Genomic DNA, 16032 nt, shown 5'->3' with positions numbered 1-16032 from the left:
TGCCCAGCTCGCGCATGAGCTTGCGCACCCTGTAGGGTGTCAGGTGTGAGAATTTATCGGGAAGGCAGGCATGCACGAAGCGGAAACCGAAGCGGCCATCAGACTCGATCCAGATGCGCCTTGCAGCCTCGCGGACCCCTGCCCACAGATCCTCCCAGCCACGTCTCCTCTCCCATTCGTAGAAGCCAGACCTGCTCACCTCTAGAAGTCTTGCCATCATATTCACCTTGAAGTTCGCCTTCTCCGCATGCATGAGCCGGTATTTGTTGCTTAGGCCTGGTCTTTCGCGAAGAAGGTGGCGGCTTTTTTCAAGAAGGCATTCTCCTGCTCGAGTTCGTGTATGCGTTTTCTGGCCTCACGCAGCTCGCGGTCCTCCTGTTTTGGGTCAGTCTTGCCGCAAGCTGCCTCTTGCGCTTGGCTACCCACTTGCCCACGGTCTTGTCGGAAAGCCCGAGTTCTTTACAACACTCGGCAATCGACTTGCCAGAGGAGATCACGTAGTCGGCGGCCTCGCGCCTGAACTCCTCGGTGTACTTGTTTGGGTTTCTATCTACCATTGCATCGTCCTTTCGGTTGGTGTCATACGCAGTCTATATGAGGAAACACACCCTCACTTCTGCGTGTCCGAAATAACGATACAGGTCATCCTTTCCTAGCAGCATAAGCAGACCGTCCCGGCCGGGGCGATCTCCTCGCTTCCGGCCGGGACGGCGATTGGGGTTTCAGGCTGGATGTCTCAGTCCGTCTTTACGGTGCAGTCGAGCTCCTATCGCTTCTGATGGAGTGCGTGGTTGCCTGCTCCCTGGCGCGCTGCCGACCCTCTGCGGCGGGCGAAAGCCGCAGCGAGGAGGGCCGCCAGGCTCGCAGCCGCCAGGAGGGCAATAGGCAGCATACCCTCGTCGCCTGTCTTCGGGAGGAAGCCCTTGGGCGTCGTCCCGGACCCGCCGCCGGGCTTGCCCGGGGTGTCTGCCTTCGTGTTGGTCACGATGAAGCCGGAGGCGGCATCGCCGGAGACCTCGGAGGCGTAGCCCTCGACGGCGTCCTCGCTCACCGTGTAGGCGATCTCGGATCCGTCTGCATACCTGGCAAGACCGTCGAAGGAGCCCGCCCAGCCGTTGTCGGCGGACAGCGTCAGGACCTTGCCGGTGTCCGCCCCGCCGGCGAGCAGGTGGATGGTCACGGGACCTCCCTCGCCGCCGACCCACTTCTTCTCCACGGGGATCGAGGTGGTCTCGGGGTCGTGCGAGTTCGTGACCGTATACCCCGCCGCAGCGTCACCGGTCACCGCCGAAGTGTATCCCAGCGGAACCGGATCTTCCTCCACCGTATAGGCGATATCGTTACCCGATGCATCCTTCTGATCAAGGCCCGTGAAGGAACCCTTCCATGAACCGGCCGAATCGAGCGTCACTATCTTGTCAGTGGGCGCACCGTCGGCGAACAGCCTGACCTTGACCGAGGAGGGACGGATCCCGTCTTGATCGCCGTTGTCGTTCCACGCCTTCTCGACCGCAACGTCGACCGTGGTCGGAGCAGCCTTATCGACGAACGTCTTCGTCACGCTTTTGGTCGTGAGAGGAAAGTCAGTGTCGATAACCGCCTGGTCGTCAGCCGCAAGATACCCTGATGGCGGAGTGGTCTCTTTGATGACGTAGCTATCGCGCAGAAGGCCTGACAGGCTCGCCTCGCCGGACGCGTTCGTGGTCACCTGACCGACAACCGCACCGGTGCGGGTACGCACGATATCGAACACTGCGTTTGCAAGAGGGGCGCCCATCTCATCGGTCTTCTTGATGTTGATCGTGTAGTTATACCCTTCTCCGGTGCCGCCAGCAGTCGGCAGAAGGTAGTAGGCCTTGCTTTCCTTGCTTACGCCGTTGTCGGTAAGGGTCCCTTTGTTCTCGAATTTCTCTCCAGGGAGAGGCGTGTAGGAGATCTTGGTCTGGAAGCGCACCAGCAGCCCCTTGGAAGCGGGGATATGACCCAACCCGAGCTTGAACGTCGTGCCGGTGGAAATGAACTGGGGGAGGTACTGGCTGGTGACGTCGGTCTGGCCGACAAGTTTGTAGCTCGTGCCCTGCAGCTGCCAGGTGCCCTCGAACACCTCGAGCGAATCGGGATCGATCGACACGCCGGGGGTTAGGAGCGTGTCGTCGAGCACGGCATCCGTATATTCCTTGCCGTCCTGGTTGATCTTGATCTGCCAGACACCCTTGGTGGTGTCGAAGGCGTTCGCCCAACCAGACTTGATGATGGGCAAGGCCGTCTCGACGTGCACCGTGTAGTTGACGGAACCCGCCGGCACCGTCTCGCCACTCACCACGGGGTTCACCGGCAGCACACCGGACTGGGTGTGGACGTCGCTATCGATCTGGGCGTTCACCGAAAAGTCGCCCGAGATGTCGGACTTGCCTTCCACGTAGTCCGTGTAGGTGAGGATGTACTTCGTGTTGGTGGGATCGGTCTTACCTCTGGCGATGATGTGGTCGCCGTCTTTAATCACGAAGTCGGTCGGGGCGGCGCTCCTGAACCCGGCCGGCAGCTCTATGGTGGTGGTATCCCCCTCGTGCGCCGTGAGGTTGGGGAGAACGTAGTGGAAGTGGATCTTGAACGCCTGCCAAGGACCGACGTTCACCGGCGTGGTGCCGGTGGAGGTGGTCACGTGAGCGTTCGTGACGACATTCGGAAGTTCGACGCCGCGCAGAGCGGCGGGGGCACGCAGGACAGAATCGGAGGCGGCAGTGGAGTCGACTTCTTCTGCCGGGCTGCCCCTGGTCTCGTTCGCCTGCGAGCCCTCGTCGGGCGCCTCGTCGCTGCCGTCCAGGGGCAAGACGCTTTGAGCGTCCTCGTCCGCAGCTACGGTATCTGCCGATACCGCGTCCTCCTCTGCGTCTCGGGTGTCTTCCAGCTCGCCGGCAGCCTGTTCGGAGGCCGCGGTGCCTTGCGTTTCTGCCGTCGCGGCGGGCTCCGTCGCAGCAGTAGCGCTGTCATCGGCTATCGCCTGGACGGCCCCTCCGGGCATACAGATGCTGAGCGCAAGCACCACGCTCATGAAGCAACATAGCTTCTTTCTCATTCGTGGTCCTTTCTGTTTTATTCTCGCAAACGGCTTTTAGGCATAAAACCCCATGCAAGTACATATACTTTACCCTCCTGAAAAACGCAAGCTAAATCTGCGTGCGAGACGCAAAGCCAATGTGCGGAATGCCAGAACATGGACGGAAAAGACCGCTACCGGTTGAATCCAAATCTCATCCGAACGAATGAGCTCTAAGGGGCGTTCCCGCACTTATCGGAACGCCCCTTCGTCTTGCCGGGAGCCCCCGCGGCACCGTCTTCCCAGATGATGGGCTCGCAAGGGGGCGTTCGGCTGAGTCTTGGCACAAGGGTGTCCCCAGCCGTCCGGGGCACGTCCAAAGGCCAGCCGAACGGTCCGACGGGAACGCGTCAGGTTGTCAGGGGGCTGGCTAGGCGAGGGGCGCCTCGCCCCTTCGCGCGCGCTCGCGCTCGAGGCACCGGGGCGTGAGGCCGAGGTCGGCCGGGGCCGTCCTCTCGATGCCGAAGGCCTCGAGGAGATGCTCCGCGTCCTCTCCGAAGGCCTGGGCGAAGAGGTCGCAGGGGCAGAGCCAGGCGAGCTTGCCCCCGGGCTCCGAGTCGGCCTCGCCCGTCGGAAGCGATGCGTCGCGCTCGCCGGGGGCCGGGGGGCCTGTGGCAGAGCATGGGCGGGCATTGGGTGTCCGCCTTCCTCCCCTCGACGGCGCCCGTCTCCCAGGCGCTCTCGCGCACGTCCCCCCGTGTGTTTTGCAACTTTGATTTTTAGGTTTGGGGCTGCGGTGGAGAACTTGGACCGGAAGGGGACAGGAAGGACGCCGCCATGTTCAGCATGGAGCAGAGGGAGAAGGCCATCGAGACCTTCATCAGGTTCGGCCACAGCCATGCAGACGCGATAGCCGAGCTCGGCTACCCCACTCCGCCGACGCCCAAGGCATGGTGGAGGGAGTACGAGTCCACAGGGAAGATCCCGATGCCTGCACGGCAGGGCGCTCCAAGGTGCTCGGAGGAGCAGGGGCGCAGGGCGGTCGAGCATTGCCTCGGGCATGGCAGGGGGTTCGCCCGGGCCATGAGGATGCTCGGCTGTCCCGGCAGCGCGAAGCTCCTCGCCGCCTGGATAGACGGGCTGGCGCCCGGGCAGAGGGAGGCCCGCAGCCGGCCTGCAAGGGCGGAGCCGCCATCCATCGCCGAGAAGGCGCAAGCGGTGGCGGAGCTCGAGGCCGGAGCGGGGACCGCCGCCGAGGTCACCGCAAGGCACGGCGTGTCGGGATCGGTCCCGTTCCGGTGGCGGAGGGAGATCCTGGGCCACAATGGCGGGGGTGGCGGAGCGCCCCAGGGAGAGGCCTTTCCGTGGACGGTGGAATCGATGGCCTGCCCGACGGCGTCGGGCAGCTGCAGGACATGCCGAGAGAGGCGAAGCCGCAGCCCAGGCAGGTGCAGCTCGAGCCCGACATCCGCGAGGCGACCCCCGAGATCATGAAAAAAGGCCTGGGCACCGACCCGAACCGGCTGACGAACCGGGAGAAGGCCGAGCTGGTCGACAGGCTCAGGGCGAAGTGGAGGCTGAAGGGCCTGCTTCCGGCGGTGGGCATGGCCAAGAGCAGCTATGAACATGCCAGGGCCGCCAGGCTCGGGGGCGAGGCCGCGGAGCGCGCGGCAGCCCGGGAAGCTGTCGTCTCCGCCTTCGAGGGGAGCGGAGGAGCATATGGCTACAGGCGCATCTGGAAGCAGGTCAACGCCGGATCCGGTGCGCGCATCGGGGAACGGACCGTGAGGGCCATCGTGGCGGAAGGGGGCTTGGCGGCACGGACGCCGAAGAGGGGGCGCCGGTACGGCTCCCACGAAGGCGAGATGTCCGAGACGCCCCCCAACCTGCTCATGGACGAGGGAGGAAAGCACGACTTCGGCGCCGAAGCCCCGAACGGGGTCTGGATAACCGACGTCACCGAGTTCCGCATCCCTGTCGGCAAGGTCTACCTCTCGCCGGTCCTCGACTGCTTCGACGGCCTCCCGCTGAGCTGGTTGCCCTCCACGTCGCCGGATGCGGAGATGGCCAACTCGTCGCTCCCCGGCGCCTGCAGCCAGCTGCATGGGGGCGAGTCTCCCATAATCCACAGCGACCGCGGCTGCCATTACCGATGGCCGGGATGGGTCGCGACATGCGAGGAGCATGGGCTCGCCAGGTCGATGTCGAGGAAGGGCAGGGGCCCGGACAGTGCGAGGTGCGAGGGATTCTTCGGGAGGCTCCAGGTGGAATTCCTCTACGGCCGCGACTGGAGGGGCGTCCCCGTCGTGGAGTTCATGAAGATGTTGGGCGCCTGTCTCGTCTGGTACAGGGACCTGAGGCTGAAGAGCGACCTTGGCCACGGGAGCCCGACGCAGTACCGTAGGGAGCTGGGGCTGGCTGCATGGGGGAGAGGCATATGGAAGCTTCCAGGCTGTCAGGGGCCATGCAGGAGACGGGCATGGACGCAGACGTCGTCGTGTGCCTCATGGCCGACGGTGCGGACGGGGACTGCGCCCCCTTCCGCGAGGCCCCTGCGACGCATGCCGAGCCATATCCTGGGGACCGCAGCAGGCTCCTCGTCCATGCGCAGGTCTCGCTCGGGGAGCTTGCTTCCCAGGCATCATGTCCAGAGGTCGTCCGGGAGCTCGCACGGGCCCTGGAGCGTGAAGCCGACGCGATGGAGCCTGGGATGGATGGCTGCGGGTCAGAGGATAGCAGCTGGTAGAAGGCATCCGGTCCAAGTTCTCCACCGCAGCCCCATCCCTGAAAAATAAAGCTATCAAAAACACGCTCGGCACGGCGGCGGACCTCTCGCTGCTGCAGAGGCCCTACGGCTCCCGCCTCCCCCTCGCGGACCTGCTCCCCTCGCTCGTCTATGCGCGCGCCGTGGCTCCGTGCTCGAAGAGAAGCCCCAGATCAGGAAGGTCATCTCCCAGCTCAGGGAGCGCGATGCGGCCACGGGGCGGACCGTGAGGGTCGCGGATAAGGGCCTCGACTGCGCGGACGACGTGGCGGACGCGGCGCTCGCGAGGGACGGCTACATCTTCTCGAAGTCGGTGAAGGGGCTGCCGGCCGCGGAGAGGGCATGGGCGCTCTCGGACGAGGGGTGGGCCGACGTCGGCGACGGGCACGGGGGCGTGCTGTACCGGATCGAGGAGGCCGCCGGCTACAACATGATCGTGACGTCGGAGACGGGCATGCCCGCCCAGGAGATATATGCCGCCTACCACAGGCTGTGGAGGATAGAGGAGTCCTTCAGGGTCATGAAGTCCGAGCTCGACGCGAGGCCGGTCTACCTGCAGAGGCAGAGCACGGTCACCGGGTATTTCCTCGTCTGCTACATCGCCGTGCTCCTGGTGAGGCTGCTGCAGGAGAAGGTCCTGGGAGGGCGCTACCGCTCGGAGGACGTAATGGGGCTCCTCCGCGGCCTGAACGTCTGCCAGGTCTCCGAGAGGAAGTACGTCAACGTCTCGAGACGGGCGCCCATCATCGAGGAGATCGCGGAACGCACAGGGCTACCCCTCCTGCACTTCAATCTGTCCAGGGGCGATGTCAGGGCGATCTCGGGCTGCACCCTCCGGACGCTCATGGGCGGGAAGGGAGCCTCTCCGGCCAGCGGGAATGCGGCAGAAGGGTTCTCATAGCACCATAACCGGAAGACAAACGACAGAGTCCGATATTATAAATACAATTTCAATGTAATAGAGAAAAATCGAAAAAAATATAAATTCCGCGAGAGGAGATGATGTGGCTGCCAGTTTCTAGACACGTTTGTTCTTGAGCTTACGAAAGCCCGACAATGTGCTGATGAGCACAGAAAGGGCTTTGAACATGAGCAAGACGACGAGAAGGCACTACCCTCCCAAGTTCAAGATGAGAGTGGCCCTCGAGGTCATAAGGGGGACAAGGCTCTCTCCCAGGTGGCCTCGGAAAACAACATCCAGCCATCGGTCGCGGCACAGTGGGGAGACCAGCTCTTAGAAGAAGGGGCAGGGGACGTCTTCGGCAAGACAAGGCAGGAACCCGAGAGAAAGAAGCGGGAGAAAGCCGCCGAGAAGGAGCACGACGAGCTGCTGAAGACCATAGGCCAGCTCACCGTCGAGCGCGACTTTCTCCAGCGGTTTTGTGACGAGTGCGGCTACGACCCAGGGGAGGTGCCAGGCCGCAAAGGACAGCCGTCCTGACAAGCTCACGAGGAAGCGCGCCTCAGAGCTTCTAGGAGTGGCAAGGAGCTCCACCTACTACGAGCCCAAGGAGACGGAAGAGACAACCCCTGAGGAAGACGAGCGCCTCATGGCCGAGATCGATCGGATACACCTCGAGAGCCCGGCCTACGGGGCAAGGAGGATCGCGAGAGTGCTCGACCAGGAAGGCTACGAGGTCAGCCGCTGGCACGTGAGGCGCCTTATGAGCGAGATGAACGTGAAGCCCTGCTGCCCGCTTCCGTCCCTATCAAAACCCACCAAGCATTCCAGGAAGTTCGGCTACCCCTTGAAGGACAAGGTCATCTCGTTTCCCAACCAGGTGCGGTCGACAGACATCACCTACGTCCAGATCGGAGGGCATCATATGTACCTCACCGCCATCATCGACTGGTATAGCCGCTGCATCGTCTCCTGGAGACTTTCTGACACCATGAAGGCAAACGAGGTTGTGAGGTGCGCGGAAGACGCGTTCAGGGAGCACGGGATATCCTCGATCATGAACTCTGACCAGGGATCCGTCTTCGGCTCTGAGGACTACGCCGGCCTCCTCAAGACCTGCCACATCACCCAGTCCATGGACGGCAAGAGCCGCTGGAGGGACAACGTGTTGGTCGAGAGGTGGTTTCGCACGCTCAAGAGTGAGTGCCTGAGGACGGCGGAATACTCAACTCCCGCAGAGCTTGAAAGGCTGATATCGGGCTTTGTCACGTACTACAACGACCGGCGCATCCATCAGTCTCTCGACTATGAGACTCCCTCATCCTGGTACTTCACAGGTATCACCACGAAGGCTGCCTGATGGTCTAGGATGTGGTCACTATCAACGGTGGGCTTTCGTAAGAAATGGCTCATTCGTGTCGGATATGCTCAGCCAGTTCATGAGCCGAACCAGATTCCCGATTCGGAAGTGCCTGCGTTGGTGTTGAAGGTGTGCGCGTTCCAGCTAGAAGCCGTCGAGGCGTAGCCGTTCGCGTCGGTCACGATTGTGTGGCTCTCGCCGGTTGTCTTGCTCGTGACCTTGAAGGGAACGCTACCAAGGCGGTTATAGTCGCCTGCGCCCACCTTCACGAGCTCAAGGTCGCCGCGCATAGCCCTGTTCGAATGTCTCGAATTCCCAATCGGCATCGGAGTTCGCTCAGGTGCATATATGTCCCGGCTGGCCCCGCAGGGCATTAACAGCGGGTTCGCTTGACAACCAACTCAAAGCCCGCTGCAGGCATATGCGACGGGCTTTGGTGTGGCATCTACCAGCTTGGCCGGCCCTTTCAGAGGACGCCCATCAGTGCGGCAACGGCGATGACGAGGCCTGCGCCAACTGCGGCCCCCAGGAGCGAGCGCATGTCCACCGAGAGAGAGCAAGGCTTTCCCTCGTGCGGTCCTCCTTGCGCTCGCTGCCCTCGGGGGCCCGTTCCTGCATGAAGTCCGAGATATCGCGGTAGGTGTCGATGTTGTGGCGCCGCTTGATCACTTCGATGCCGACCGCTGTGGCCATGCCGATGCCCCGGCCCATCACGAAGATGACGGCGGTCGGGGTAAGCTGCCAATCCCAGAGGTTCAGGCCGAGGGCAGGCGCGACGATGGCGAACAGGAGGGAGGCGGCCACCACCCTGCCCAGGGCCTTCATGGCCTTGGCGTCCTTGCTCAGCTGTGATTCGATCATTTCCAGGTCTCCCTTCACGAGTTCGTCGATGGAGGTCTCGAACAGGTTGCTCATGAGCAGCAGGCTCTGCACGTCGGGGCAGGTCCTTCCCGTCTCCCAGTTGGAGACGGTCTGGCGCGATACGAAGATTGCCTGCGCGAGGTCGTCCTGGGACATGTCCGCCGCTGTGCGGTGCTTCCGTATGAGATTCCCGAGTTCCATCGACTTCCTTTCCGGGTGGTCCGTCTGCCGCCCCGCTCGCTCGCGAAGGTACGGCGATTCTAACCCGGTTGCAGCCAAAGGGCTTTGGAATCGCGACAGAAGAGGGCCTGCTTCGATGTCGAATGTCTTTGACAGTGGGTGTGGCCTGGTGCTTTCTGCGTCCCCATGCAGGCCTTAAATTACCTAATCGCATCTGAGACTATGGCAATATATACGATATTATAAGTATGATTGCCGCATGTCTTACCATTGGAGGAAAAACGAAGAAGGACGCCCTTATAGAGTTCATGCATGAAAGCGCCGGTCGCATCACCACCAAACAGGCACGCGAGGCGGGCTTCTCGTCGAGCATGCTGCAGCTGCTCGTCTCCCAGGGCGTAGCGGTCAAGGAGAGTCGCGGAGTCTTTGCGCTCGCGGACACATCGCTGGATGACTTCGCCGTCATCTCGCTTCGCTGGCCGAAGGTCGTCTTTCGCTGCAGCAGCTCGCTCTACCTCCACGGCATGACCGACATCGTGCCGGGCGTGTACGAGGTCTCGCTCCCCCGGGGATACAAGGAAGATGGCATAGTAGGGGAGTTCCCCAACTGCCTTGTTTCGCACGAGAGCAAGGGGCTCTATGGTTTGGGCGTAGTGCAAGGCGAGTCCCCCACAGGTACGACGCTGCTGCTTCACGACCGCGAACGCAGCATCTGCGACCTCGTGCTCGCCCGCAAGCGTGGAGGGGCGGACACCCAGCTCCTCGGGCAGGCCGTGAACGCGTACTTCGGTTCCCCTGGGAAAGACTTGCCCCAGCTGATGCGCTACGCGAAGACGATGGGCGTGACCTCGGAACTTCAAACGTACTTGGAGGTGCTGTCATGACGATCCTCAACGATGCGAGTCTGAGAGGCAAAGCGAAGGCCCTGGCAAAGGAGCACGGCCTCTCTGCCCAGGAGATCATGCAGCGCTACTTCTTCGAGCACCTTCTCATGAGACTAGAGAGGACGCGCTACCGTGAACAATTCGTCATCAAGGGAGGGCTGCTTCTTTCCTCAATGATGGGCGTGGCGCAGCGCACTACCATGGATCTGGACGCAACTGTTAGGGCCCTGCCACTTGACGACGAATCGATCTCTTTGCCATGCAGGAGATTTGCTCTGTCGACCTGGAAGACGGCATTGCCTTCGCGTTCGAGCGAGTAGAGCCCATCCGCGAGGACGACGACTACGGCGGATTGCGTGCGCATCTGACTGCGACATTCGGGCGTATGAGGACGCCATTGAAGGTTAATGTCACGGCGGGTGACGTCATCACCCCGAGGGAGATTGAATACCAGTTCCCCACCCTGTTCGGGGAGGGGTCGATTCATTTGATGTCGTACCCGTTAGAGACGTGTATCGCAGAGAAGTTCGAGGCGGTAGTGAAGCGTGGTGTCGCTACCACACGTGCCCGAGATCTGTACGACCTCGCCACGCTCGTAAGACTGTACGAACAGACGATTGACTGGGAGACGCTGCGGGAGGCTATACAGCGGACGTCGGAGCATCGCGGTTCCTCAGACATTATGAAAGACTATGAGCTTGTTAGTCGAGAGATTGAAGGCTCCGATGAGATTGCCCGCATATGGAGCGCGTATACGCGTCTGAATCCGTATGCCTCCGCAGTCTCGGTGGTGGATGCCATGGACGCTGTTCGCATAATCGGGAAAAGAGCCAACCTCTAGGGAGCGCATGCGATTAGCGAGGGTTTGTTGCGACGAGGCATGTGAATTTGAAACTCATCTACCCGCGACGACGAAGCCTCATCATGAACAATAGGCATGTGGTCACCCGATGAGCTGAAAGCCTCATTTTCCCAGTTCAGAGCTGCCGCTCTTCACTTGGGAATCGTCGCTCTTGGGTTGGGGAGAGCCCCAGCTCTTTATCGCCGTTTCCGACCATGTAATCAGTTGCACGCAATCGAACTGTGTTTCCGCAGGTCAAACGTGTCACTCTTCGATTAGGTGAAAATACTCTCCCCAAGTGGCTACAGGGCATGTAATCACCGCTGACTACAGGGTGACTACACGGTTCTCGCGATAGGAGAGTAGGGGGAGCCCCAGCTTACGCATCCTGCTGACTACACGGAAACGGGCTACGCAACCATCGAGTGGGAATAGAAAGCCCAGTTTAGAGCAGTGGTAAATGGTAGTCACTTTGCTTCTATTTTTCCGGATTGGCGATTACTCTGTTGATCCCCGACTACTGATTGAGCTTGCGCATCCTTAGTCGGAACTAGAGCCAGATACTTGTGCGCAGCTGCAGAGGTCTCCGCTGCAGCTGCGCATGTGTTTAGGGCCTTGACCCTATTATTGCATCTAGGTTCAGTTTGCTTCTCCAACCACCGGGGCGATTATTTCGTTGTTTGCACCCATGCTATAATCCCGAAAGATTTCTATTTTGCATGCGAGGAGAAAGGTTGAACACGAATGAAGCCCATCGGCGTCATAGTTCTGCTCGTTATCTCCCTCGTCTTGATTGTTTAGGGAGTCCTTCTCATCTGCGGCAAGGGCTATAGAACCATCGCTGGGAACTGGAAATCGACCAACGAACAGATTGAGGCTCAGAAGAGAGACGAGCTTGGCTGCGCCGTAGGCGGCATTCTGATCGGGGCGGCCGCAATCTGCATACTCGAGACCATTATCATGTGTCTCTGACGGCCCGAGTGCCTGCCTGAATGTACACGTCTCGTCCCGTGCATCGCCATTGTCCCAGCCTATGGCTTCCTATTCCCGACACCGTTTGCTCTGAGCACCCCGGTACTGATGTAGGTTATCCCAATGTTGCGTTACACAAATGATCATTTTCCCAGCCCAAACATATTGCTCTTCTATCGAATCTGTCACTCTTTAATCGGAAAGTACCCTACCTTGCTTCGAACGTTCGCCATCATGTAGTCAACTGTAATGTGGTATTTCGGGACCGATCCTCCCTCAAAAACTGGCAGTCGCAATGCGAGAGTAACGATTGCAGAGGATTTGTGGCAACCTTGCTGCTGGTTGTACATTCATGCTTAACATTAGATAATTTTAAGCGTATTGGTACAAACAAGAGAGGAGTCACCACGGACACCCTGATGGATATAGCCATGAACAACAACGGCTACGTCACCTCTACTCAGGCGACGGATGCCGATATCCCTAGGCGCAAGCTGGCAGAAGCTGTGAACGCTGGTGAACTCATCCAGGTCGCTCGAGGTCTTTACGCGCTCCCTGACGTATGGGAGGACCCTCTCTACATCGCCCAGTATCGCTTCTCGCGTGGAATCTTCTCGGATGATACAGCGCTCTTCCTCCACGGCATGACCGACCGTGCGCCCTTTGCGCTCACAATGACCTTCCCTAGAAGTTACAACGCATCTTCTGCCAGAGAAGCTGGCATCATATGCCGCACCTGCGCTGATGACCTTCTCGATCTGGGCCTCTGTACCGTCAAGACGGAATACAGCAACATAGTTAGGGCCTACAATATTGAGAGGACGCTTTGCGACCTCATGCGCGGCCAGAGCACACCCGATTCCCAGCTGATCACTCCAACGATGAAAGTTTACGTGCGAAGTAAAAGTTGTGACCCAGTGAAGCTCGTTGCCTATGCCCGCGCTCTCGGCGTGGAATCCAAGATTCGAAACTACCTAGGGGTGCTGCTGTGAGAACCAAGAACGCGATGCAACTTAAGGTGCGCATTAATGCCCGAGCGAAAGAGGCGGGTATCCCTGCGCAGTCCATGATGCAGAACTACCTCTTCGAGAGGCTCCTTGAGCGTCTCTCACGATCCAAATGGCGAGATAACGTCGTCATCAAGGGCGGAATGCTCATCTCCTCCCTTGTGGGAGTGGCATCTAGGACAACGATGGACCTCGATACAACAATCATCGACTTCACGTTGACGCACGAGACTGCCAAGGCAGTCTTCCGCGAAGTAGCTGCTGAGAGCGCAGATGATGATTGGAGCTTCAAGTTCGACCGCACCGAGGACATTAGGGAGACCGACGACTACCCGGGCATACGCGTGCATCTTAAGGCAGTCTACCCACCGATGTCGGTGCCACTCACGATCGATGTTACTACGGGCGACAGCATAACTCCGGGTCCCATCGGCTATGACTACCCGCTCCTGTTCGATGAGGGAAGCGTTCGGTTGATGTCCTACCCACTCGAGACAGTGCTTGCTGAGAAACTCGAAACCGTCGTCTCCCGCGGTGTAACCAATACGCGTCTGCGCGATTTCTACGACATACATCTTCTTTGGCGGACCAAGAATGATAGCTGTGATATCCCCACACTGCGAAAGGCACTCAAGGCCACGTGTATGAAGCGCGGCAGCACCGAGAGAATAGCACGGTGGCAGGTGGTCCTTGATGAGGTTGCATCCGATCAGACGATGCTTGCGTTCTGGGATAAGTATATGAAGAAGAACCCTTATGCATCTGGTATCGAGCTGGCACAGTGCTGCGAGACGACTAAAGAGATATTGGAAGTGAGCATATGAGTGAGGACGTTCAAACGAGCAACGTAGATAGCAACAAGACGAAGTCCCTGCAATTGTGGCTGATAATAAAAGAGCATCGTGTCATGGGATGACATCTCGTCAGGGGGTGAAATCCTGTCAGGGAGGATCGCCCTGCCCGTCTCCATGCGGGCGGCTGCTATGGTATCGCCGGAGATCCAGTAACACCGCATAATGTCTCTCGTTGGAAAGGTGTGCTCGCCAGTGTGCACGATCAACCTCCGGTCGGTGAGCTTGTTGATGGCGCGGGTCCCGGGCGAGTCGAGATCCCGAGGAAGTGGGTAGTTGCCGACCAGTTCTCGTAGAAGCTGTCTCCTTCGCGGCAGAAGCCGTATGTCCTTGCGAAGACGTTCCTGATGATTCCGGAGAGGTCGAGATCGGCTCACGTGAACTTGTCTTACCGCACTCGCTCGACGCACGCTTCGCCCATTGGACGGAACGCGGTTGTTGTGAGTGCCGGTCTGTTTTGCGGCTGATGGTCCGAATTCTTCGTTCGGAGCCGGCGAAAGTCAGCGTGCGTCGAGGACGAGCATCTCTCTTGCGCGTCTATCGGTCCGCGCCGCAGAGGGCGTTGCCGAACTTGGGGAGGCTTATCCGCAAGAGTCTGCCAACGTGTACTGCTGGGATTCGTCCGAGCCTGACCATCTTGTAAACGGTGTTGCACGAGACCTGCAGGTACTCAGCCACCTTGGAGACGCTTAGGTATCTGCTCTCGTCTTGCTTGAGCCCGGCGCTGGCGCGTGCTTCCGCGGCATCCTCTCCCTGACTGTAGCGGGACTCCCTCCCTCAGGGAGGGCGATGTCATCGCAGTGTGGATATCGCTCGAGCCAGAAACCCCGTCCTACGAGAGAGATAAGGGTCCTGGTGGTTTCACCGCCTCCATGAACACAATCGCGTGGCTTCACGGGATCGGAGAACTCAGCCCTACACCGATAGTCTTCTCGCACCCCGGGAGGCGGCAGACCCGCAGAAACGGTCTTTCGTTCATCGACAGGGAGCTAGAAGACAGGGACGTGACCGTCGTCTCTGGCGTTCCAGCGACGACGCCCGCACGGACCGTGCTTGACCTTGCTCGAGCGGGGGGAGGACCTGAGCTTCACCGCGAGCGTGCTGGGAGATGCCGTGTCACGCAGCCTGATAGGGGACGAGAAGCGACTCTCGTCAGAAGTTGACGGGCTTGCTGTCCGCTGTGGGTTCGAGGAGGGCTTCCCACTCTACCGATATCTGAGGAGGGATTAGATGCGGGAGATTTTCGAGACGCCGGAGGAGTTCGCCACGTTCGATACGGCGTGCGAGCTTGCCTCGGACTTTTTCGGATCCGTACTGCGTGACGATATCGACAAGAACGCGAGGTGGAATCTTGCCTCTCTGCCTTGGAAGGATGGATAATCTAGCGGAATGTTCCTGCAACGCAGAGTCAGTTACTGGGTTTAGAAATGACCTGTGTCGCCCTGCATAGTCATGGCGAGCCAAGAGGATTGTAAGGGTTCCGGCAGGTAAGCCGGCGCATGACAGCGTCAGAGAGGATCGGAGAGAAACATGAGCTGGCTAGAGCCCGAGAAGCCCCTCAGTGTAGGCACGGTCACCCGTCTGCTTGAGGAAGACGACTTGCAGTACTTCTACAACATCGGGACGGGTGAGTTCCACAGTACCTTCAGCAACAAGTTCCTCGACGGCTTCTACGGCGACGTCGATGAGCTGCTCACGGAGGGGGATCAAGGCGACGAACCAGATCTGGAGGCGTCCGATTGGATAGCGCTCCCCGGTGCAGATGAGATCGAGGACCTTAGGTGGATGCGCGACTTCGCGCGGTCCCAGCCAGATCCCCTGGGCGAATGGCTGCTTGATGCCGCGTACGCGCGACATCCGTATCGCTCGTTCAAGGACGAGGCGCGCCGGCACGGAGTGCTCGATGCTTGGTGGGGATACCGCAGGGAGCGCCTTAGGGACATCGCGTCCACATGGTTTGAGCAGAACGGCATCGAGCCTGCTAGCTGAGCAGCACCAGCGTCGGCAAATCACCCGATATCCGTTTACACTGCTCGCGTTCTCGCAGGCTGCTGACAGTGAGCCGCGCGGGAGCGGCATCGCGTAGAATTCTTTCCCGGTATCGCAAACAGGCAGCCGCACCTAAGGGATCCGCCCTTACAACAGCCCTTCTCAAAACCCCAGATCGCCTAGCACGCGCATATCATCCACAATTACTCCTGTCCATTCGTATTTGTGCGAATGAGCAGGTAATCACCGTAATGTAGCATCTTGATGCAATACGTGCTACAGCGCGGCACTGCAACATGCGAAAAGGGTTCACGATTCATCAGCTCCATTGGAAGTGCAGCCCCCGTTTTCCTATAACTCGAAAAGCGAACCATCCACAAATTTT

Annotated in this window: 18 protein-coding genes; 12 read left to right on the top strand and 6 right to left on the bottom strand. The window is 59.8% G+C overall.

What is annotated here, in order from left to right; translation table 11 throughout:
• The 3 genes from HMPREF9069_RS07275 to HMPREF9069_RS07265 all read right to left on the bottom strand — a co-directional run.
• The coding region (locus HMPREF9069_RS07275; protein ID WP_021626586.1) for an IS3 family transposase at positions 1 to 253 on the bottom strand (253 nt) is incomplete at its 3' end.
• Between the two features lie 55 nt (positions 254 to 308).
• Positions 309 to 557, bottom strand: a complete 249-nt coding sequence (locus HMPREF9069_RS08920; RefSeq protein ID WP_084170361.1) for a transposase — start codon at positions 555 to 557, stop codon at positions 309 to 311.
• Between the two features lie 209 nt (positions 558 to 766).
• Positions 767 to 3076: a Cna B-type domain-containing protein gene (locus HMPREF9069_RS07265; RefSeq protein WP_084170359.1), complete on the bottom strand. Its 2310-nt coding sequence runs from the start codon at positions 3074 to 3076 to the stop codon at positions 767 to 769.
• A gap of 1325 nt (positions 3077 to 4401) precedes the next feature.
• Between HMPREF9069_RS07265 and HMPREF9069_RS07255 the strand changes: the two genes are divergently transcribed.
• The 4 genes from HMPREF9069_RS07255 to HMPREF9069_RS07240 all read left to right on the top strand — a co-directional run bounded on the left by HMPREF9069_RS07255 (position 4402) and on the right by HMPREF9069_RS07240 (position 8062).
• Positions 4402 to 5832, top strand: coding sequence for an IS3 family transposase (locus HMPREF9069_RS07255; protein WP_198009741.1), 1431 nt, complete (start codon positions 4402 to 4404; stop codon positions 5830 to 5832).
• 120 nt (positions 5833 to 5952) lie between these two features.
• Positions 5953 to 6702, top strand: a complete 750-nt coding sequence (locus HMPREF9069_RS07250; protein WP_021626581.1) for a transposase — start codon at positions 5953 to 5955, stop codon at positions 6700 to 6702.
• A 276-nt stretch (positions 6703 to 6978) separates the two neighbouring features.
• Positions 6979 to 7242, top strand: a complete 264-nt coding sequence (locus HMPREF9069_RS09445) for a hypothetical protein (protein ID WP_021626580.1) — start codon at positions 6979 to 6981, stop codon at positions 7240 to 7242.
• Between the two features lie 37 nt (positions 7243 to 7279).
• Entirely contained in the window at positions 7280 to 8062 is a 783-nt protein-coding gene (locus HMPREF9069_RS07240) for an IS3 family transposase (RefSeq protein WP_021626579.1), read from the top strand.
• 77 nt (positions 8063 to 8139) lie between these two features.
• On the opposite strand, the gene HMPREF9069_RS09620 is transcribed toward HMPREF9069_RS07240, so the two are convergent.
• Both HMPREF9069_RS09620 and HMPREF9069_RS07230 read right to left on the bottom strand, forming a co-directional pair.
• On the bottom strand, positions 8140 to 8352 hold the full coding sequence (locus tag HMPREF9069_RS09620; RefSeq protein ID WP_021626578.1) for a hypothetical protein: 213 nt from the start codon (positions 8350 to 8352) through the stop codon (positions 8140 to 8142).
• Between the two features lie 190 nt (positions 8353 to 8542).
• On the bottom strand, positions 8543 to 9124 hold the full coding sequence (locus tag HMPREF9069_RS07230) for a helix-turn-helix transcriptional regulator (protein WP_021626577.1): 582 nt from the start codon (positions 9122 to 9124) through the stop codon (positions 8543 to 8545).
• 227 nt (positions 9125 to 9351) lie between these two features.
• Between HMPREF9069_RS07230 and HMPREF9069_RS07225 the strand changes: the two genes are divergently transcribed.
• The 5 genes from HMPREF9069_RS07225 (at position 9352) to HMPREF9069_RS07210 (ending at position 13631) form a co-directional block, all read left to right on the top strand.
• Complete coding sequence (locus tag HMPREF9069_RS07225) at positions 9352 to 9987, top strand: type IV toxin-antitoxin system AbiEi family antitoxin domain-containing protein (protein ID WP_021626576.1); 636 nt, start codon at positions 9352 to 9354, stop codon at positions 9985 to 9987.
• Positions 9984 to 10307, top strand: a complete 324-nt coding sequence (locus HMPREF9069_RS09730; RefSeq protein ID WP_021626575.1) for a nucleotidyl transferase AbiEii/AbiGii toxin family protein — start codon at positions 9984 to 9986, stop codon at positions 10305 to 10307. Before HMPREF9069_RS07225 ends, HMPREF9069_RS09730 begins: the two co-directional genes overlap by 4 nt.
• A complete protein-coding gene (locus HMPREF9069_RS07220; RefSeq protein ID WP_286127403.1) occupies positions 10247 to 10828 on the top strand; it encodes a nucleotidyl transferase AbiEii/AbiGii toxin family protein in 582 nt (193 codons plus the stop codon). The genes HMPREF9069_RS09730 and HMPREF9069_RS07220 overlap by 61 nt, the downstream gene beginning before the upstream one ends.
• A gap of 1295 nt (positions 10829 to 12123) precedes the next feature.
• Positions 12124 to 12792: a type IV toxin-antitoxin system AbiEi family antitoxin domain-containing protein gene (locus tag HMPREF9069_RS07215; RefSeq protein WP_232204058.1), complete on the top strand. Its 669-nt coding sequence runs from the start codon at positions 12124 to 12126 to the stop codon at positions 12790 to 12792.
• Positions 12789 to 13631 carry a nucleotidyl transferase AbiEii/AbiGii toxin family protein gene (locus tag HMPREF9069_RS07210; RefSeq protein WP_021626570.1) on the top strand — a complete coding sequence of 281 codons (843 nt, stop codon included), beginning with the start codon at positions 12789 to 12791 and terminating at the stop codon, positions 13629 to 13631. Before HMPREF9069_RS07215 ends, HMPREF9069_RS07210 begins: the two co-directional genes overlap by 4 nt.
• 564 nt (positions 13632 to 14195) lie before the next feature.
• On the opposite strand, the gene HMPREF9069_RS09795 is transcribed toward HMPREF9069_RS07210, so the two are convergent.
• Positions 14196 to 14336 carry a helix-turn-helix domain-containing protein gene (locus tag HMPREF9069_RS09795; RefSeq protein ID WP_084170357.1) on the bottom strand — a complete coding sequence of 47 codons (141 nt, stop codon included), beginning with the start codon at positions 14334 to 14336 and terminating at the stop codon, positions 14196 to 14198.
• A 194-nt stretch (positions 14337 to 14530) separates the two neighbouring features.
• Here HMPREF9069_RS09795 and HMPREF9069_RS09860 point away from each other — a divergent pair, with 194 nt between their 5' ends.
• The 3 genes from HMPREF9069_RS09860 (at position 14531) to HMPREF9069_RS08910 (ending at position 15647) form a co-directional block, all read left to right on the top strand.
• Entirely contained in the window at positions 14531 to 14821 is a 291-nt protein-coding gene (locus HMPREF9069_RS09860; RefSeq protein ID WP_156894184.1) for a type IV toxin-antitoxin system AbiEi family antitoxin, read from the top strand.
• 67 nt (positions 14822 to 14888) lie between these two features.
• On the top strand, positions 14889 to 15038 hold the full coding sequence (locus HMPREF9069_RS09265) for a hypothetical protein (protein ID WP_021626568.1): 150 nt from the start codon (positions 14889 to 14891) through the stop codon (positions 15036 to 15038).
• 150 nt (positions 15039 to 15188) lie between these two features.
• Complete coding sequence (locus tag HMPREF9069_RS08910) at positions 15189 to 15647, top strand: UPF0158 family protein (RefSeq protein ID WP_021626567.1); 459 nt, start codon at positions 15189 to 15191, stop codon at positions 15645 to 15647.
• The last annotated feature ends 385 nt before the right edge of the window (positions 15648 to 16032 follow it).

The organism is Atopobium sp. oral taxon 810 str. F0209 (assembly GCF_000466405.1).
Taxonomy (GTDB): Bacteria; Actinomycetota; Coriobacteriia; order Coriobacteriales; family Atopobiaceae; genus Olegusella.
The sequence above is the reverse complement of the archived record's forward strand: the minus strand, read 5'-3'. Positions and strand labels throughout refer to the sequence as shown.